The sequence below is a fragment of the Acinetobacter sp. YH12142 genome, from assembly GCF_013418435.1.
GTDB lineage: Bacteria > Pseudomonadota > Gammaproteobacteria > Pseudomonadales > Moraxellaceae > Acinetobacter > Acinetobacter amyesii.
The window spans coordinates 18,993-38,617 of the sequence record NZ_VPCB01000008.1; the positions used below are offsets into that span (position 1 = coordinate 18,993).

16 protein-coding genes are annotated in these 19,625 nt (G+C 39.7%); 5 read left to right on the forward strand and 11 right to left on the reverse strand.

The annotated features are described in order from the left end of the window. Positions 1-128 precede the first annotated feature (128 nt). The gene (locus FTU77_RS08080) at positions 129-1,733 is read left to right on the forward strand and encodes a bifunctional 3-(3-hydroxy-phenyl)propionate/3-hydroxycinnamic acid hydroxylase (protein WP_078192235.1); all 1,605 of its coding nucleotides are present in this window, start codon (positions 129-131) and stop codon (positions 1,731-1,733) included. A gap of 298 nt (positions 1,734-2,031) precedes the next feature. After that, entirely contained in the window at positions 2,032-2,535 is a 504-nt protein-coding gene (locus tag FTU77_RS08085; RefSeq protein ID WP_180055508.1) for a hypothetical protein, read from the forward strand. A gap of 175 nt (positions 2,536-2,710) precedes the next feature. On the opposite strand, the gene FTU77_RS08090 is transcribed toward FTU77_RS08085, so the two are convergent. After that, positions 2,711-3,319 carry a glutathione S-transferase family protein gene (locus tag FTU77_RS08090; RefSeq protein WP_180055598.1) on the reverse strand — a complete coding sequence of 203 codons (609 nt, stop codon included), beginning with the start codon at positions 3,317-3,319 and terminating at the stop codon, positions 2,711-2,713. A 215-nt stretch (positions 3,320-3,534) separates the two neighbouring features. On the opposite strand from FTU77_RS08090, the gene FTU77_RS08095 reads away from it, so the two are divergent. After that, a complete protein-coding gene (locus FTU77_RS08095) occupies positions 3,535-4,443 on the forward strand; it encodes a DUF4349 domain-containing protein (RefSeq protein ID WP_180055509.1) in 909 nt (302 codons plus the stop codon). 119 nt (positions 4,444-4,562) lie between these two features. Here FTU77_RS08095 and FTU77_RS08100 read toward each other — a convergent pair whose 3' ends face one another. From FTU77_RS08100 to FTU77_RS08145, 10 genes are all read right to left on the reverse strand, one after another. After that, positions 4,563-5,456 (reverse strand): LysR substrate-binding domain-containing protein, encoded by an 894-nt coding sequence (locus FTU77_RS08100; protein WP_180055510.1) that lies wholly within the window; start codon positions 5,454-5,456, stop codon positions 4,563-4,565. After that, complete coding sequence (locus tag FTU77_RS08105) at positions 5,456-6,661, reverse strand: MFS transporter (protein WP_168379282.1); 1,206 nt, start codon at positions 6,659-6,661, stop codon at positions 5,456-5,458. The genes FTU77_RS08100 and FTU77_RS08105 overlap by 1 nt, the downstream gene beginning before the upstream one ends. Beyond that, positions 6,658-7,254 (reverse strand): TetR/AcrR family transcriptional regulator, encoded by a 597-nt coding sequence (locus FTU77_RS08110; protein WP_180021243.1) that lies wholly within the window; start codon positions 7,252-7,254, stop codon positions 6,658-6,660. Before FTU77_RS08110 ends, FTU77_RS08105 begins: the two co-directional genes overlap by 4 nt. 196 nt (positions 7,255-7,450) lie before the next feature. Next, positions 7,451-7,972 carry an acyl-CoA thioesterase gene (locus tag FTU77_RS08115; protein ID WP_078191431.1) on the reverse strand — a complete coding sequence of 174 codons (522 nt, stop codon included), beginning with the start codon at positions 7,970-7,972 and terminating at the stop codon, positions 7,451-7,453. 281 nt (positions 7,973-8,253) lie between these two features. Continuing rightward, positions 8,254-8,430, reverse strand: coding sequence for a hypothetical protein (locus FTU77_RS08120; protein ID WP_171262670.1), 177 nt, complete (start codon positions 8,428-8,430; stop codon positions 8,254-8,256). A gap of 387 nt (positions 8,431-8,817) precedes the next feature. Continuing rightward, positions 8,818-9,810: a patatin-like phospholipase family protein gene (locus FTU77_RS08125; protein WP_180055511.1), complete on the reverse strand. Its 993-nt coding sequence runs from the start codon at positions 9,808-9,810 to the stop codon at positions 8,818-8,820. A 242-nt stretch (positions 9,811-10,052) separates the two neighbouring features. Then, positions 10,053-11,528 carry a sodium:alanine symporter family protein gene (locus FTU77_RS08130; protein ID WP_180055512.1) on the reverse strand — a complete coding sequence of 492 codons (1,476 nt, stop codon included), beginning with the start codon at positions 11,526-11,528 and terminating at the stop codon, positions 10,053-10,055. 59 nt (positions 11,529-11,587) lie between these two features. After that, positions 11,588-12,829, reverse strand: coding sequence for a sodium/glutamate symporter (gene gltS / locus FTU77_RS08135; protein ID WP_180055513.1), 1,242 nt, complete (start codon positions 12,827-12,829; stop codon positions 11,588-11,590). A 633-nt stretch (positions 12,830-13,462) separates the two neighbouring features. After that, on the reverse strand, positions 13,463-14,749 hold the full coding sequence (locus FTU77_RS08140) for a DcaP family trimeric outer membrane transporter (RefSeq protein WP_180055514.1): 1,287 nt from the start codon (positions 14,747-14,749) through the stop codon (positions 13,463-13,465). 618 nt (positions 14,750-15,367) lie between these two features. After that, positions 15,368-16,594, reverse strand: a complete 1,227-nt coding sequence (locus FTU77_RS08145; RefSeq protein WP_180055515.1) for a multidrug effflux MFS transporter — start codon at positions 16,592-16,594, stop codon at positions 15,368-15,370. 135 nt (positions 16,595-16,729) lie between these two features. On the opposite strand from FTU77_RS08145, the gene yccS reads away from it, so the two are divergent. Continuing rightward, a complete protein-coding gene (gene yccS, locus FTU77_RS08150) occupies positions 16,730-18,898 on the forward strand; it encodes a YccS family putative transporter (RefSeq protein ID WP_180055516.1) in 2,169 nt (722 codons plus the stop codon). A gap of 85 nt (positions 18,899-18,983) precedes the next feature. Continuing rightward, complete coding sequence (locus FTU77_RS08155; RefSeq protein ID WP_180055517.1) at positions 18,984-19,544, forward strand: YcxB family protein; 561 nt, start codon at positions 18,984-18,986, stop codon at positions 19,542-19,544. Positions 19,545-19,625: the final 81 nt, after the last annotated feature.

Sequence of the window (19,625 nt, forward strand, 5' to 3'; positions counted from 1 at the left end):
TCCACTTAAAATAAAACCCTGCAAAAAACACGACAATTCGATTCATCGTTTCGACTTATGCCTAGCTTGTTGAAAGTCTCTGTTTAGAACTTAATAGTGGCATATGTGAAGTGATTGGATGTTTACGCATGAGCAATAAAGCAAATTACACAACGGAAGTTGCCATTCTGGGCGCAGGTCCTGTCGGCTTAACCATTGCAAACTACTTAAGTAAGCAAGGCGTCAATGTCACTGTGATTGAACAACTGGACAGCCTGATTGACTACCCACGTGCGATTGGTATTGATGATGAATCATTACGTACCATCCAATCATTAGGTTTAGTGGATCAAGTATTACCACATACAACACCGAACCACGCGATGCGTTTCTTAACCCCTAAAGGTCGTTGTTTCGCTGACATTCAACCGCTCACTCGTGAATTTGGTTTCTCACGTCGTAATGCCTTTATTCAACCGCAAGTCGATAATGTACTACTACAAGGTTTAAAACAGTACGAAACCACAAATGTTTTATTCTCTCGTCAATTGTCTGATTTTAGCCAAGATGCCAATGGTGTAACGCTCAATATTCAAAATAAAGACGGTGAAGCTGAAAAAATTCAAGCGCAGTATTTGATTGCTTGTGATGGTGGTAACTCAGTGGTCCGTCGTACCCTCAACATCGGCTTCGATGGTAAAACTGCACCGAACCAATGGATCGTGATCGACATCAATAATGACCCACTTGCAACGCCACACATTTACCTATGCTGTGACCCTGTGCGTCCTTATGTATCTGCTGCGCTTCCACACGGTATTCGTCGTTTCGAATTTATGGTGATGCCTGGGGAGACTCAAGAAGAATTAAGCAAACCTGAAAACATTGCCAAACTTTTGTCGAAAGTACTTCCAACGACCGATGGTATTGAAGTGATTCGTCAGCGTGTTTATACCCACAATGCGCGTATTGCAGATAAATTCCGTGTAGACCGTATTTTACTTGCAGGTGATGCTGCGCACATCATGCCAGTATGGCAAGGTCAAGGGTATAACAGTGGTATGCGTGATGCATTCAACCTTGCGTGGAAAGTTGCAATGGTTGTACAAGGTAAAGCTGGCCCTGCACTTTTAGATACGTACCAAGTTGAACGTAAAGATCATGCAAAAGCGATGATTGATCTTTCTGTAATGGCGGGTCATGTCCTTGCTCCACCGAAAAAATGGCAAGGTTTCGTCCGTGATGGTATTGCCTATGCACTCAATTACATCAAACCGATCAAGCAATATCTATTGGAAATGCGCTTCAAGCCAATGCCGAAGTACAACGACGGTGCATTGATCAATAACGGTGTTAAAGACTCACCTGTAGGTAAAATGTTCATTCAGCCACATGTTCAACTTGAATCTGGCGAAAAAGTCCTACTTGATGAAGTCATCGGTAACGACTTTGCAATCATTGCTTGGGGCGTCGATCCGAAATGGGGTCTGTCAGATGCGACCATGAAAAAATGGCAAAAATTGGGCGTTAAATTTATCCAAGTATTGCCTGCTGTTCAGCTTAGCAATGAAAATCGCACCAAGTACGACAATGTGATTACGATTGGTGATATTGGTACCGATATTCGTGGTTGGTTTGGTAAAACCACTGAATCTGTTACGATTCTTCGCCCAGACCGTTTTGTTGCAGCGATTGCAATTCCACAAACTTTAGACAGCGTGAGCCAACAATTGTTTGCAAAATTGCATGCTTAATAATCTAAATAGATCTGCAAGAATTAAAAATCACCATGCATAAAGCATGGTGATTTTTTCTATAATCACTATAAACATCGCATGCTATAATCGTTCAATACATAATTATAAGCTTCGCAAAATGCAAAAAAGATTTCAGAAATTATTCATTTATAGTTTGTTGGGCTTTATTTTTATCTGTTCACTCATTTTCGTAGAGATACATCATTTTCATGCCAATAGTTGGTTAGCTATTTTCGTTTTTTGCCTCTGTTTTCTTATTTCTTTGAATTGCTATTTATTACGCTTAGAAAAAGATGTGAACAAAAACGAAGAATCTAATTTTTTGTCCTTCCATTTATACATTTCATTTTTTTATGCAGTCATTGCCAGCTTTTTTCTCACCACAGTGATTCTTGCTTTATTTGCATTACAAACTCAATATTTTGGTCAAGATAAAAATATCATTCTAAAAGGCCAAGTCTATTCACCCACATTTACACTAGAAAAGAAGCCCTGCCGAACTCGCCTTAAATTTCCCGAAAGTGGTTGGTCTACCTTCGCCTATCTCTGTCTAGATACCAAGAAACACAACTTTTATGGTTATTACAAACTCCATTTGAAAACCAGTTTCGCCGGGTCTACGATTCAGGATTATGATTGGATTAATGATCAATTAACATATCAGCAGCATCGTGCCTTAGATATGGATCCACATCAAAAAAGACTGCTTGAAATATATGCCAAACTTGAAAGAGATTTAGGCCCACCTCTATCTGATGATGAAGCCGATGATTTTTTAAATAGACCCAACAACGATTGAGTCTATTTAATTTAGCGCAATATATGCCATACATTATCTAGGCAATAATTAAAATCGCTTTATCATCTTAGTGATTGATATTTAAAACTCTTTCTTTGTAGTTCTCAAAGAAAGAGTTATATGAATAGACATATAGCAATACCACGTTCAGCCAACAATCAAATAAGCATCCAAGTTAAACCGACTGAAACCAATGCACATCTTTTACCGATTCACGTTGCTGAATCTGCTGAATAAAAGGTTTAAATTCCTCTAAATATGGCAATATTTTGAATGAAATGGCATACACCATCCAATAAGCCAAATATAAATCTGCTGCGCTAATTTTATCCCCCAACAGATATGGCTGGGCCTGCGCAAGCCCTGTTTTAATAAAATCTAAAAGTATTTTTTCATTACCAAAACTCAAACTGCCACGTTTCTCATCCATCAACTCAGTGCTAATGCCGACATTTTTCATGTCCATGTATTCAGTCAGCGGACCATGACAGAAAAACATCCATTTCAAATATTCACCACGTTTGGGATCATCCAAGGCGGGTGCCAAACCTTTGTCACTGAATTTATCGGCTAAATAACTAAAGATGGCTGCGGTCTCACTGATCACGACAATACCATCGACCAAGCAGGGAACTTTGCCCATGGGATTAATCTTGAGATATGCCGCTTGGTGCATCTCTTCATATGGCACTTCAATAATCTCAACTTCTGACTCGATGTCTAATTCTTTCAATAAAGGCAGAATAGTATTACTGCGTGAGCGTGGATTGCTGTAGAGTTTCATTGTTGGGTTCATTGTAGATATCCTTATTTTCATCCTTGTTGTTCTATCTATGACTATACGCGGCTTTATGTAGAATTATGTTGCGTTCATCCCTGCTTTAAACACTTTCCGATACAATACGCCCGACTAATAATTACGCTAAATTTGAATTTATATTTAAAGCAAAAAATATTTACCCAGACTTTCTGATAATCAAACAATTGAGTTCTACATCGATGAAAAATAAATATTTAATTGTCATGTTAACGGTGATTTTAATTTCAGGCTGTTCCAAGAAAACCGAAGAAATGGCAACTGAAGCCAGCGCAGATGCACAACCTGCTCAAGTCAGTACACAGCAAGATCAAGCAGCGGAAAGCACTTCCAATGAGCCGTCTACCACGCCTGCAACAACACAAAAACCTGAAACTATTTTAAATGAGCAGGTCAACCCAGCCGAAGCCTCTCGTAAAATGGTTCGAGAAGCCAATGTCAGTTTTGAGTCGAAAGATGTGGTTAAAACGGCCTTAGAAATTGAAAAACTCACGCTAAGTTTAGGTGGCTTTATTGAACAGAAAAATATCGACTTTGTGGTGCAAGAGAGTCAATCCTACCCGATTGCTGACGGCAAAATTAAAATCTTTGAAAAAATAAATCCGCAAGCGGAAATGATCATTCGTGTGCCAAGTGAAAAAGCTGCACATTTCGTCAATCAACTGTTGCCGCTTATGCATTTTTTGAACCGTCAGCAATATTCGGCAAAACGCTATGAGCTAAAACTACTCGAAGAAAAAATGTCACAAACACAGGTCGTGCCCGACCATGTTGCAACTGCGCAAGTCAATGAAATCTCACGACTGACCCGCTTAGAAGTTCAAGATCGTGTCCGCTATAGCACGATTGTGATTGGATTTATTCAACCTGCCACTGTCCGTGAACATATCGATATTAACCTTGATGCTGTTGCGCAATTAAATGGCGATAGTTTCTGGCAAAGAGCATGGTACGGTATACAAAAAGGGTGGCAATTTGTGTTGAACCTACTGGTTATTCTCATTACGATTTGGCCACTCTATCTGATTATTTTTATCGGTTTGATTGCCTACCGCGTGATGAAACCCTATTTACAAAAATGGTTTAAATAAATCAGAGCGATAAAGGCAACTTATCATTGAGTCTTTGATTAAAAATACGATAAATAAAAAATCCCGAAGCGCTTAATTCAGGATTTTTTTATTTAAATCTTAGGGCAATATTTAAAGGCTTAGAAAAAGCCCATATAGAACTGCTCTTTTAAGACTTTTAAAATCAATTCGATTGCATCATTTTTACGATCTTTTCGATAGCTCGCATACAAACCAATGGTCGGCAAAGGTTCAACGGTACTTTTAACCAATATTTTATCACCGAGCAATGGAATGACATAAGACGGCACCAAACTCCACCCCACACCCATACCGACCAAATTGACATTTAACAAAATATTGGTCGAATGCTGTACCAAGTTCACATTCAGTTTATTTTGCTTAAAGAAATCTTGAATAATTCGGTATAGCTCAGGTGATGAATGTTCATCACTAATAATAAAATCCTGATTATTCATGTTTTTAATGCTGATATGCCGCTGTTCTGCAACAGGCGAATTTTTCGGTACAATCAGCGCCAAAGGCTCAGTAAAGATCTGAACAGATTCTATATCAGGGCTTTCTTCGACATAACGGGTAAAGGCAATATCAATCTCTCCTTTACGCACTGCACTGATTTGATCGACATCCATTAAACTATGAAAATGAATTTTCAACTCAGGAAACTGAACTCGAATATTTGGCATGATATAAGGAAAGACCTTCATTTCAGCCACAGGAACAAAGCCGATATTCAGTTGTTCTTTACTGAGCTGCGCAATTTGACGCGCATCTATCATGGCTTTTTCAGCATGCTCTAAACTCAAACGCGCTTCTTTTAAAAAGGCCTGACCTTCTGCAGTCAGCTCAACTTTTCGGTTGGTTCGCATCAATAATTGCACCCCAACTTCCTGTTCTAGGTCTTTAATTTGCTGACTTAAAGAAGGTTGCACAGTACACATTCGCTGCGCAGCCTTGGTAAAATTTAGCTCTTCGGCAACCGCAACAAAATATCGTAGATGTCGTAATTCCATTATTCAGCTCCTAAAGCACTGCGTTTAAATTGGTTTGCCACGAATAGACGATACATCCACAAAGTGAACAGCACCATCACTGCACAAAATAAATAGGTTGCCTGAAATCCAAAGTATGCAATCAGCACACCCATAATGACCGAACCGACAGCAAGGCCAATATCAAACAAGGCAAAAAAGGTGGATATTGCATGTCCCATTCGGGCTTTTTCTACCGTTTGAATCGCGACCGTTTGCAGGCATGGGAAAACTGAACCGTAGCCGATGCCCATAAAAACGGCCGATATCCAAAGCAGCCATTGATTCGTGAGAAAACTAACAATCACCAAACCAATGGCAAAGCAAATAAAGGATGGATAGATGACTGCACTCGGGCCTTTGCGATCATAAACTTTGCCAACCCAAGGACGGACGATCAACATCGACACAGCAAAGACAATAAAAAAGATACTGGTATAAGCGAGTAAATGCTTCAACTCTGCATAAGCGGTGATAAAACTCATCACACTCGAATATGCAAACGCAGTTAGTAGTGCCACAAAACTGATGGCAAGTACTCGTGTTTCAATCACATCACGCCATTGGATGGCTGCGGATTGGCTCGCTTGATCACTTGATTTATGCTGTACGTATTCTTGTATTTGAACTAACCACGTAAAAATATAGCCCACTGCAACCAATAAGGCTAATACTGCAAATAAGGTACTAAAACTGCTGAATTGAATCATACTCAGCGCTAAAAATGGCCCGATCACCACGCCTAAGTTGGTCGACATGACAAAGTAGCCCATGCCTTCGCCCTTTCGATGATCTGGGATGTAATCATTTACGATGGGAACATTGACCGTGGTTAATATACTGAACCAAAAACCATGTAAAAAACGAATGACCAACAACGACCACATGCTGTCAATCCACAAATAACTCAGCGCAAAAACGACAAAAATAAAGCCTGAAATACGTACAGAATTGGCTTTACCAAAACGCTCAATGATCATGCCGGAAAAGGGACGAATCGCAATGGATGACACCAAAAACAGCGTTAAAGCCATACCCGCTTGCTGAATCGAACCACCCAATTCTTTCATAATATAAATGGGTAATATGGTCAGCAGCGCAAAGTAATAGCTAAATAAAAACAAGTTATTACACAGACAAAAAACAAAAGACTTGTTCCATAACGATGCCTGATGTTGAGTAGTCATGAGGTCATTGCCTCGCTGCTACGCGTGGCTTGGGACTGCGTAAAAATCGGGTTTAGCGCCAACTGCACCAGTCGCTTGATATAGTCTTCATCTGGCTGAGTGTTAAAGAAAATGATCTGATAATGAATCGGGCCATACAACATATCCAACATGAGTTCGAAAGGATAATCCGCGCGAATTTCGCCTCGTTGAATGGCCAATTGGATCAGCTCACGTGTCGCTTCACGTCGAGGTAACAAATACTGTTTAAAAAACTCACCTGCTGCTTCACGATGCTCTGCCAAAACCACTAGCAATGCTCGACCCACGTGCTGATTTAAAGCCCGTGATAATTTGAGCAATTGTTGATTTAGATTGAACTCTAAACTTTGTGATAAATCGAGTTCAAACACCGAGGCGGTGTGCGCTTTAAAAGCATCGAAAACCAGATCGGACTTATGCTTCCACCAACGGTAAATCGTCGATTTTCCAACGCCTGCGCGAGCGGCAATATCTTCAATGGTCATGCTTCGATAATCACTTTCCGCCAAAGCATCTGTGACCGCTTGTAAGATACATTGCTTACGCCGAGAAGTTTTTTCAGTTTCACTCATAATTTAAAAACGAAACGCTACGTATCGTTTTATATTAAACAGTATTGGACTGAATGACTATCATTAACTGAGCTGTGAAGAATAAACTTTAGTCGCACACTCGGAATTCAAATCCCAACTGCACTCTCCAGACGAATTTCAGAATAAAAAAAAGATCGCCAAAGCGATCTTTTCAAATATTCAGCCACCAAAGCGATTAGCTTTGTGTCGACTTTTTATAAATACTGCAAGAAGGATGATGATTTTCCTGTAAACGTGCCACTTTACGATGTTCCGCAGCTTCGAAACGACAACGTTTCCAGTCATTATCTAGATTCAATGCCGGAATTTGTTTCGGTTTACCTTGATCATCAACTGCGACCATTGTGAAATAGCAACTATTGGTATGACGCACTGTACGTTTTTGAATGTTCTGCGCTTCAACACGAATACCAATTTCCATAGAAGTACGACCTACATGGTTCACACTTGCAAGGAAAGTCACTAACTCACCCACGTGAATTGGTTCTTTAAAATTTACTTTATCAACTGATAGTGTCACCACGTAGCTACCAGAATAGCGACTTGCACAAGCATACGCGACTTGGTCTAACAATTTTAGAATCGTTCCACCATGCACATTACCCGAAAAATTCGCCATGTCAGGAGTCATTAAAACTGACATCGATAATTCTGACTGGTCGTCTAGTGCATTCGCAATTTGATCTAATGGGGACATCTTGTTTCTCTAGACTCGTGATATAACAATGATTAATGTGATTATTATATAGATTTTAATCAAGATTAAATGTTCAAATCGGCAAAAAAACCATCATTATTATTTATAGTGATCATACCATCATTCAGTAAAATATATATCGATAACGATATACACCCGATAAACAAGTATTTATCGCGCTATCTATCAATTTTTTAATCCAAGCTATGCTGTGTTTTATATTTAAAACATATTCATTAAAACGCGTTGCTCCATCGATTCAACATAGCACGGCATTAAACTTAATCTTCTAAGACTTTTAACATCTCGAAAGATACGTTGTCATAGCTGGTTTTTTGTCCACCATCATTGGTACTTTCTAGCGTGTAAGAATTATCTACATGCACATGAGTGACAATAAACACGCTCTCTTCCATCATCGCAAGCTTTACTTTTTGTCCTACATCAAGCGTTTTCATCTACAGCCACCTTTAAAATATTTATTGGTTTTAAGTATTAATAACCTGATGATATTCTAAACACTTCAACAGTATTGGTAAACGTAAGCACATGAATAAAAACGCTAATATAGGTATATACTCTTAAAATCTACGTAAAACCAATTAATATGATTTTCTTAATTAATTTCAAATAATTAACTGTATATTTTCTTATTATTACGATTTTTATATTTGGCAAATCTTTTGATTAAGACCTAAAACCAATCATTACCCAATATATTAATGATTACTGGATGCTATAGAGCATGGGAAAAGCTGAGAACAAAAATTAAAATGCTTTGCTGAAATAAAAAATGCACCCTATTACGTGAACAGGATGCGTTTAAATTTGCGAATCGTACCAACCTAGTCTTTGGCTGCTAAATAAGGAATATGATGTCCCTTGCTATATTGATGTTCAGCATAAACCCGAGAAATCTCTCCAAGTTTTTCTAAGGTTGCCTCTTCACCTGCAAGCATCGTCGCTTCACGACCTTTTACATCAAATATATGTGCTTTTTCACGTAAATCAGGTTGAATCACAATGTCTGCTCGCTTGAGTTCTTCTTGAGCTAAACGATTTTGCATAATATTGATATTTTGGTTAAACAAGCCCCAAACATTCGACGTTTCGGTATGAATCGGTCGTGCCAAAATATCCACCGCAATAATAATATCCGCCCCTAAATCGCGTGCAACGTCCACAGGAACAGGGCTGACCAAGCCACCATCGACATATTCTGTGTCTTCAATAATCGTTGGAATAAACATGCTCGGAATCGACACCGAAGCACGAACAGCCTGCCCCGTATTGCCATAGTTGAACACGACTTTTTTGCCATCCTTTAACTCGGTTGCCACAACATACATTGGGGTTTTTAGCAACTCTAAAGGCACGTCATCAACTTGCTCATTGATATAATCTTCAACTTTTTTACCGTCAAAAAAGCCTTTTTTGTCCAAACGTATTTCTCGAACATCATTGGCTTTCATATTCAAAGCGATATCTCTTAACTCATTGGCACTTTTACCTGATGCATAGATTGAACCCACAATACTGCCCGCACTGGTTCCGACAATAAAATCAGGGTGTATTCCCTGCTGTTCAAGTATCTGAATGGCGCCAATGTGCGCATAACCACGTGCCCCACCACTCCCTAAAACCAAAGCAACAATCGGACGCTTTTCCTGCTTTTTCACTTTTTTAAAGTCAATGCGGTTATTCGCCACTTGAGCAGGTGCTGCGGTATAAGTCCGAATTTGTGAGGTTGTTTCAGCGCTGACCGTTTTTGAGCCCACACTTTGACAACCCACAAGGCTGATTGCGAATGCAGTCATCAAAACAGTTATGCTTTTCATTGAGAGATATTCCAAATGCAACTCGAGATTTGAAGAGAAAAAGTAGTCTAATCAGTCCGCATTCACGTCACTGTTATTATTCGTTAATGCCTCTGACCGATGCACATTATATTGACATACAACCTAGAAAGTCATTGGCTGTCAAAATTTCAATGTCTAGCAGAATTTCCACATCAGGATTTAAGCTCTTATCTAGCAAAAAAAGCCCCGACAACGGAGCTTTTTAAAGTTAATTTTTGACTTTACCAAATATCGGAATTAACACGATCCTTATATTTTGGATGTTCATCCATCTTAAACACTGGCTCTTTTACACCACGTTTTAACTGTGAGGTGTAGTCTTTCATCAACATCAATAAGAATGGAGTCAGCAATAAAATCGCAAAAAGGTTAATACTCGCCATCACGCCCATGAAGAGATCCGCTAAGTTCCAAATCAGAGGCACACTCATGATTGAACCAAAGTACACCATCATGAGGACGAATACGCGGAATACAAACATGACCTTAGGATTGTTATTGATAAACTGCACATTACCTTCAGCATAAGCATAGTTACCGATTACTGAAGAATAAGCGAATAAGAACAAGATAATAGCAAGGAAGTCATCTCCCCATGCGCCAATCTGGCTTTCAAGCGCCATTTGCGTCAAAGCAACGCCTTCAAAGCCTGCATTTTCATACAAGCCAGATGCCAAAATAATGATCGCCGTACAAGTACACACCACAAATGTATCGACAAATACACCGAGCATCTGAACCAGGCCTTGATTGACCGGGTGTTTAACATCTGATGCTGCCGCAGCATTGGGTGCAGAACCCATACCGGCTTCATTGGAGAATAAACCACGTTTAATCCCTTGCATCATTGCCATAGAAACCATGGCACCGAAAAAACCACCTGCTGCTGCATCAAATTCAAAGGCTTTACTGAAAATTAACTGGAAAATATCTGGGAGAATCGCAAAGTTAGCAAATGCAACATAGAAAGCAACTGCGAGATAAAGCAACGCCATAAAGGGTACAAATCTTTCTGCAACTTTGGCGATTCGTTTAATCCCGCCAAAAATAATCAGCGCGGTAATAAACACCAAGAATAAGCCCACCCAAGAGATTTCGAAACCGAAACCACCTAAGTCTAAAATGATATTGGCTTTATCCCAGCCCCACGCATGTGAGGTCGCACCTGTAATCGCATTGGCTTGCACCGCATTAAAGACAAAACCGTAAGTTGAAATCAGCGCGATGGCAAAAACCACACCCAACCACTTTTGCTTCAAGCCTTGCGTGATGTAGTACGCTGGACCACCACGAAATTGCTGATTTTGCGTATCACGCACTTTAAAAAGCTGTGCAAGTGAAGATTCCACAAATGCTGAACTCATCCCTAAAAATGCGGTAAACCACATCCAGAACACCGCACCAGGCCCACCAATCGCAATCGCAATTGCAACACCTGCAACGTTACCTACACCGACACGACTGGCTAACCCTGTCACAAAGGCTTGGAATGGTGTAATCCCATGTTCATCATCGCCTTCTTTACGGCTAGATTTCATCACTTGAATACTATGAAAAAATAGACGAATCTGAACTGCGCCAGTGATTAAGGTATAGAAAATACCAACAGCCACTAAAAATACGACTAAGAAATCCCAAAGTGGATCATTAAAAACTTTGACCCAGCCCATGAGAGTTGCATTTAATTGTTCATCCATAATCAATACCTAAAATGCGAATACAAAAACAAAGGCTCTAATTTAGAGCCTTTGTAGAATTAAGCGAAAAATTTGAGAATTAACTGAATAACCGTCGCATTAATTAAGTCAACAAAGAATGCACCACATAGCGGTACAATTAAAAATGCCTTATGTGAAGGACCATACATATTGGTAATCGCTTGCATATTTGCCACTGCGGTAGGTGTTGCCCCCATACCAAAACCACAATGACCCGCCGCTAAAACCGCAGCATCATAATTTTTGCCCATTACACGGAAAGTGATAAACGCAGCATATAGTGCCATTGTTAATGTTTGGGCTCCCAAAATCACAACTAATGGTCCTGCAAGATCTGATAGCTGCCATAGTTTCAACGATAATAGTGCCATTGCTAAGTACAGTGATAATGAAGCATTACCAAATACATCGATAGCGCGGTCGAAAATTTGTACACGGAAAATACCTTCCAGTACATTTCGCAAAATTACACCACCAGCCAGTGCCCAAACAAATGTCGGTAATTCAAATACAGTACCTTTACTAAAATCGGTCATGAAGTCCGCAAATGCTAAACACCCTGCAAATAAACCTAATGTGGTAATCGCATTATCTGCTGTAATGAGACGAACTCGATGCGGATATTCAAACGGCACATATTCTGTTGAATTAATATCTGCTAGAGGAGTGTTATCACTTTTTTCAATTTGTTCATGAGTACGAGGCGTTGCAAGTTGATAGCGGTTAATTAATAGCTTAGCCAGTGGACCACCGATAATACCGCCAATAATCAAACCAAATGTCGCACTTGCCATACCTAAGGCTAATGCACCTTGAATGCCATGTTGAACTTCTAAAATTTCACCCCATGCGCCTGCAGTACCATGACCACCGGTAAGGGTAATAGAACCTGCAATCAAACCAATAAGAGGGTCAATACCTAGCACCGTCGCAAGACTGATACCTACGAGGTTCTGCACCATGATGAATGAAGCAACAGCGACGATAAAGATGACCAAGCCGATTCCGCCCTCTTTTAATTTGGCAAAGTTTGCACTTAAGCCAATAGAAGCGAAGAAAATCAGCATGAAACTCGTTTGTAATTCACTACTCGTTGTAATGCTATAGCCCCAAAGACTGTGTACTACTAAAGAAATAATCGCTGCAACTAAACCACCGGCAACAGGCTCTGGAATGTTATATCGGCCTAAAAAACCAATACGATTAACAAGAAACCGTCCCAACAAAAGCACAATTACCGCTGCGATTAAGGTATAAAACGCATTAAAACTAAATTCCATATAATTTGTCCAAAATTATTTGAATATTTTTAAAGCTCTTCTATCAGCATTAGCTGCCTTTATGGTCTGAAATACAACTACATTTTGTAATTTCAAATCAATAATGCAATTAAACGACTCAAGCTAAAGAGTTTGAAAAATATTCATCATCTGATTCAAATAAGTAAGTCTGAGCTTTAAAAATCAACTCAAAATGACTAACAAATCGCTAAAAGTTTTAAATTGAGAAACAGCCTCAAATGAAGCAAATTTAATGACAGAACATTGTGTATGTCTGTACTGTTTCGCACTATTTCTGAAAAGTCGCACATTATGCAGCCTGAACAATAAAATTTCAGTACTTTTTATTACAAAAAGTTAATTTTTCTATAATTTAAAGTTATATCCAATTGTTTTTATTTAAATGCATTCGTATTTTTTATCTATATAAAATATTAAACATTTAAGCGTGATCTATACACTGTACGTGGTTCAACGCCTGCCTTAACCAGTACGACATCATGACTCAGGCGATTTCGTGAATCCATCTACTTAGTACTGTGAGTTCATTTGCGTTGAAACATCCACCTTTTTAAACAAAAAAAGCCTGAACTGAGTCAGGCTTTTTTGATCGATTAGAATCGGAATTTGAGCTTAGAAGCTATATTTAGCCATTAAGCCAACGCGGTTATCTTTATATGTTTTCCCTGTAAACGCTTCACGTTTACCATTCACATATTCAACACCTAAATCAATTGGTTTCACTGGTGTATAAATCACATTTAACCAAGCTTGCTGTACTTCTTTGTTTGCAGAGTTATTTCCAACATCTTTAAATGCTTTTGCATAATCTGTATCTTCATCAGCAAATAATGCACCATAAGCTAAAGTTGAACGCAACTTTTCATTAAACTTATAGGTTGCACCGATTTGTACTGCGGTAAATTTATTCTGCTCAATATCCCCATTAGCATCAACAACATATGCGGTATTTGAGCCATATAAATAGTTGCTGTTCCCTTCTACATAAGATACATCACCATTAATTTTTAGCTGTTTCGTCACATCAAACGTTGTACCAGCTGCCAAACCCCACCCTAATTCATCATCATTACCGCCTTGAACTTTATGATGTTCCACAAGCGCACGTGCAGATGCATTCCCCTTACCATCCGCATAACCTTGAGTCACTTTGGCAGTTAAGTTTGGAAGGCGATACGTCGGATCTGCAGCAACAGTCCCTTTACTATCCCCTTCTTCCGCAGAAACAAATAATTGAGTATCTGGAGCTAATTTGTAGTTATAACGAACTTGAGGAATACGTGTAGTACCACCACCGACGTTTGTATTGAAATCAATCATTTCTGGTGCATGGCTAGACAAAAAGTTAGATGTCGTTTGACCAAATAACCAGTTATTAAAGGTTAAGTAACCGTGACGTAAGCGAAGTCCATCATTTGAACCACTTGCATCTGCAAAGTCGACTTCAATTTTACCGCCCACTTTATTATCACCACCGACAGGTGCTGTAAAATCTAAACCAAAACGTGTGGTTTTTGCAGTTGCGCGAAGTTTATCTCGTGCTTCTTCTTTAGACGTATGTACGTTGTTGAAGTCGTTATCCGCACCTTCAATAATATAGTTCGCATCACCACGAACAAAACCGTAAAGACTTACATCTGCACCTGTTTTAGATTTTAAGCTTGCAGCTGGAGTAGCTGGTGGCGGTGCAACAGGACGCGCTTTAACTTGCTGAATCTCTGTTTGTTGCTGTTGTTGAACTTGCTGCTGCGCTTTAATCAAACTTTTCAGTTCTGCAACTTCTGCACGTAATTGTTCAATTTCAGAAGTATTGCTGCCTGCATGAGCCATTGAGACCGTTGCCAAACTCATGGCAACAACAAGGGTTTTCATTGGGTGGAATACAGTTTGAGTTTTCATCCTAAGCTCTCTATTGTCCTGTCATTGTTGTATGCCCTAACTCTGGGCGCTTTGTTATTCGCCTATTTGAGCGGACAAATTTCAAGCTGCATATCCGTGCTTTAGTCGCATTAAAGCCCCAACTTGTTGCCCCCAATAACGAAATACTTGAAAGCAAAAAGCAAAAACGCTGAATCCATCACTGAAAATAGACTGAAATATTTAGTTAAAATTCAGACTTAGCCGATTCAGATGGCAAAAAAGTTCAACACCCATACCTCAAAGGTAAAAACTCATACCTTAAGGGTATGTAATAAAAACTACAAAATCCGACATATTGCCGATAGAGACATTCAATATGGATTTATCCAGCATAAAGCACTGTGTTTAATGCAAATAATACTTATTTATCAGTTGCTCTATTTCATTCGAGTGGGACAACAGCGATCCACCGTATCACTAATTATTTCCAAGTGGATGATTGTTTAGATATAAGTTTCGAGTAAACAGCAATAGAATTCATAATGGGAAAATAGCGCCCTCATTCATCGTTATGGATGATGAACATTTATAATGAGTGACGCGGATACTTGATCAATAATACACGTACGTTGATGACCGACGTTTAAGTCAAATGACCTAAACATCATCACCTGCATTCAGCTCACCCATCGTTGAAGCTTTTAAACTACGCATAGTAATCATTGCAACAACCACAAACAGCAACATAATCAGAGCCATATTGATGAGCGCTGACCATACTAAAAAGTTCAAAAACACTCCGGCCAATAGACCACAGGCAAATTGCATACTTCCCATGATTGCACTGGCTGTGCCAGCTCGTGAGCCTTGTTCAGACATCGCCAAAGCCATTGCATTTGGACCAGTGAAGCCGATTGATGCAACACATAAGAACATGCCCAACATTACAACAACGATAGATGAAAGATTAAATAATCCTGCCGCCAATAAGATCAGCACACCACACAATTGAAGTGCATTACCCAATTGCAAACGATGTCGAACCTCCAGTCGATTGGCAAGTTTCTTGTTGAGGGTCGAAAACACCATAATCCCTAAAGCATTCGCACCAAATACATAAGCAAATTGCTGTTGGCTCAGACCATAACCATCCATCAAAATGGCAGAAGAACCACTGATATAACAAAATAAAATCGCGCCAGAAAAACAGCCTGTGAGCATCGGCTTGCGGAAACTTGCATCCTGCAAAATGGCACTATATAAACCTAAGACTTGTTTCAAACTTAAGTTTAAGCGCCGCTCAACAGGTAGGGTTTCTTGAAAGAAAAAATGTACGCAGAAAAGACAAAAAATACCGACAAGCGCCAATACCGCAAATATGTATTGCCATTCAAACACCTGCAAAACCCATGCGCCTAAAGTAGGTGCAATGATTGGTGCAATTGTTGTCACGATCATCATGCTGGCAAAGGCTTGAGCAGAAGCTTGCATACTTAAGCGATCACGAATTGCAGCACGGGCAATCACTACACCGACACAGCCACCCAACGCTTGCAAAACACGAGCAGCGATCAAGCTCCATTCACTATTGGCAAAGACACACAGAAAACTGGCACAAATATATAAAACCAAACCGAAATATAGCGGTGTTTTACGCCCAATACGGTCGCTGACTGGCCCATAAATTAACTGCCCAATCGCCAAACCCAAGAAATACGCTGGAAGACTATTGGCCACTTGTTGCGTTGTCACACCAAAATCGTCGGCCATTTGAGGTAAAGCCGGCAAATACATGTCGATTGAAAGTGGACCTAAAGCAGTCAGCAACGCCAACAAGACGATCCAGCGTTGAGAAAATTCCTTTTGTGATTCGACGCTTTTCATAAGAATAATTCATTTATCGCAAGCAAGTTTTGCAGACAAGTTTACACTGCACATAGTATTATTTCTTGGCTTCAATGTGAAAATTCACACGATACACATTGCTTACTGTCCCATCGCTTTAGCAAAGGAAAAATTTTGAACGCCTGGCTCGCACGACTGAAACAAGCAACCTATAACACGACCTTTATGTATAACTTGCGCATGGTCATTGCCTTCGCAGGAACAGCCTTTGTCCCATATTTTTTAGATCAGCAATTGATGACCATTCCCCTCACTTTGGGTGTGGTTGCCGCAGGTCTAAGTGATATCGATGACCGCTTTTCAGTCCGCGTGCTCAATCAAATTTATACCTATATTGGGTTCTTTGTTACTGCGGTATCCATTTATCTGTTGTTCCCGCATCCGATTTTATTTGCATTGGGGCTGATCGTTTCTTGTATCGGTTGGATTCTTTTGGGTTCATTGGGTCGTCGCTATGCCACCATTTCTTATGGCTGTTTGGTGATCTCCGTGTATTCCATGCTTGGGGTCGAACTTTTTGAAAATTGGTATACACAAGCAGGTTTATTGGTCATCGGTGCGATCTGGTATGGACTGCTCTCTACCTTGAGCTTTCTACTGTTTCCTGTACGCCAAGTTCAGGACAAATTGGCGCAAAGCTATTCGTCTCTGGGTGACTTCTTATTTGCAAAATCTAACTTGTTTGATGTCGATATGACACCGGAAAGTTATCAGCAAAGTTTGATTGAGCTATCGCTAGAAAATGGCAAATTGATTGGCATTTTCAACGATATGAAAACGGCCTTATTAACGCGTTTAAAAGGTGACCGTGGACAAAAAGATACGCGTCGTAGCCTGCAATATTATTTTGTCGCGCAAGACATTCATGAACGTGCCGATTCCGCGCATATTGATTATCAAAAATTGACCCGTATTTTTGAACATAGTGATATTTTATTTCGCTTTCAACGCGTGCTTTCGATTCAAGGTAAAGCTTGTAAAGATTTGAGTATCAGTATCTTACAGCGAAAACCTTATCATCATAATCAACGTTTTAAACATGCATTCCACAATCTAAAATTGTCACTCGAAAAGCTGCGTGAAGAACAAAAATACGATGAAGTCTGGATCAACTCTTTATTTGCTTTATACCAAAACCTAAAAGGCATCGATGCGCAATTACGTAATGTCGAAACCGAGCGTTATATTGACCGACAAGCCCTGATTGAAAATCGTTTAAAAGATGATGATTTAAAAGGTTGGGACGACATCGTCATTCGATTCAAACAACATTTGAGCCCTGAATCGGTGCTGTTCCGTCATGCTGTGCGTTTATCGACTGTCTTATTTATTGGTTATATTTTTGTCCAAGTGACCAATATCAGTTATGGCTATTGGATTTTATTGACTGCCCTGTTTGTCAGCCAGCCAAACTTTAACGCCACCAAGCGCCGCCTCTATTTACGTATCATTGGCACCTTGGTCGGAATTATTTTAGGTTATGCGATTTTATATTTTGTTCCTTCTGTCGAAGGTCAGTTACTGCTACTCATTTTAAGTGGCGTGCTGTTTTTTGAATTACGCAGTAAGCAATATGCACAAGCCACTGCATTTATTACCATTTTGGCGCTGATCAACTTTAACTTAGATGGCATGGGTTTTGCCGCAGCTATGCCGCGTATGATTGATACACTGATTGGTTGTGCCTTGGCATGGTTTGGTATGAGTTTCATTTTCCCAGACTGGAAGTTCCGTCGCCTACCTCGGACCATCAGCCGTTCGATTCAAGCGCAGTGTGATTATTTGGCCGAAGTGGTTGAACAATATAAATCTGGTCGTAATAACGGGTTGAATTATCGTGTGGTCCGTCGTGCAGCCCATAATACCGATGCAGAAGTGGCTTCACTGATTTCCACTTTAGCCACCGAACCCGATACCGATCCGACTCAAAAAGCTTTGGCCTTTGAGTTTTTGTGTCTCAATCATACCTTTATTAGTTATATCGCAGCCTTAGGTGCGCATCGTGAAAAAATTCAAGATCAACAAGTCTTAACCTTATTGGATAAAGCTACGGATGACATTCAAGGTGCATTACTACGTGACGAAGTACCGGACTTAACGGCGCAAAATATGTTGCAAGAAATCCGTCAGCGTTTGTCACAAAATAGTGAGGAAGATCAGAAATCCTTGATCGTGCTACAACAGCTTTCCTTGATGTTTAATGTGTTGAACCAATTTAGCCAATTGAAACAAAATCTAAGTCATGAGCATGATCAGGCATCGACTGAACTGGCTTCGCTATAATTTGGATGATTTTGGAACAATATACTCACTGAATTGGTATAAATAATGCTAAACTTTTTACAGTTTTAAATCTGTTACTTTCACTATGACCGCAAAAAATTTATATGCCTACACGCTAGAGCCAGTGGCTTATGAAATTTCTGAAGAAGAACAACGTTATGCTCAACTTGTTCTGTCTCGCAGTAACTTCAAAATTGGCAAAAAAGCATGGCTAATTATGGGTGCAATTCTTGCACTGGCACTCTTGGGCCTTATCTTTATTAAGAACTATTCAACAGTATTTTGCTGGGTAGCTATTGTCTGTGTTGTGATTTACTTCCTTGTGCGTAAATTCGGTATCGAGTGGTATGCGAAACGCAAACTGAACGAAGTCCCTGTACAAGAAATTAAAGGCATTCGTATGGGTGTTCAGCCGCATGGGATCTCAATGCAGCAACGTATGGGCGCAAACATGGGGACGATGACTGTCGGTTGGAAAGACATTCATGAATGGTATGACACCAAAGACTTCATCCTTTTAAACTTTAAAGTGAAGGGTCAAGACGGTGCATACATCTTGCCTAAACGTATGGATAGCAAGAAGTTTCCATTTTCGACCATTCGTAAGCACTTAAATGAAACTGTAGGCCCAGCTAAAGTAATTTAAGCCAAACAGACATTTATGTATAAAAAAACCTCCACTTTTTGGAGGTTTTTTTATCTGTTTAATTTTCGAATGATCATTGAT

Coding starts and splice junctions, on each gene's coding strand:
- FTU77_RS08120 (WP_171262670.1), bottom strand. CDS start 8,430: ATGAAAACGCTTGATGTAGGACAAAAAGTAAAGCTTGCGATGATGGAA.
- gltS (WP_180055513.1), bottom strand. CDS start 12,829: ATGGAATTTAGTTTTAATGCGTTTTATACCTTAATCGCAGCGGTAATT.
- FTU77_RS08110 (WP_180021243.1), bottom strand. CDS start 7,254: ATGAGTGAAACTGAAAAAACTTCTCGGCGTAAGCAATGTATCTTACAA.
- FTU77_RS08090 (WP_180055598.1), bottom strand. CDS start 3,319: ATGAAACTCTACAGCAATCCACGCTCACGCAGTAATACTATTCTGCCT.
- FTU77_RS08125 (WP_180055511.1), bottom strand. CDS start 9,810: ATGAAAAGCATAACTGTTTTGATGACTGCATTCGCAATCAGCCTTGTG.
- FTU77_RS08080 (WP_078192235.1), top strand. CDS start 129: ATGAGCAATAAAGCAAATTACACAACGGAAGTTGCCATTCTGGGCGCA.
- FTU77_RS08155 (WP_180055517.1), top strand. CDS start 18,984: ATGACCGCAAAAAATTTATATGCCTACACGCTAGAGCCAGTGGCTTAT.
- FTU77_RS08145 (WP_180055515.1), bottom strand. CDS start 16,594: ATGAAAAGCGTCGAATCACAAAAGGAATTTTCTCAACGCTGGATCGTC.
- FTU77_RS08095 (WP_180055509.1), top strand. CDS start 3,535: ATGAAAAATAAATATTTAATTGTCATGTTAACGGTGATTTTAATTTCA.
- FTU77_RS08100 (WP_180055510.1), bottom strand. CDS start 5,456: ATGGAATTACGACATCTACGATATTTTGTTGCGGTTGCCGAAGAGCTA.
- FTU77_RS08115 (WP_078191431.1), bottom strand. CDS start 7,972: ATGTCCCCATTAGATCAAATTGCGAATGCACTAGACGACCAGTCAGAA.
- FTU77_RS08130 (WP_180055512.1), bottom strand. CDS start 11,528: ATGGATGAACAATTAAATGCAACTCTCATGGGCTGGGTCAAAGTTTTT.
- FTU77_RS08105 (WP_168379282.1), bottom strand. CDS start 6,661: ATGACTACTCAACATCAGGCATCGTTATGGAACAAGTCTTTTGTTTTT.
- FTU77_RS08140 (WP_180055514.1), bottom strand. CDS start 14,749: ATGAAAACTCAAACTGTATTCCACCCAATGAAAACCCTTGTTGTTGCC.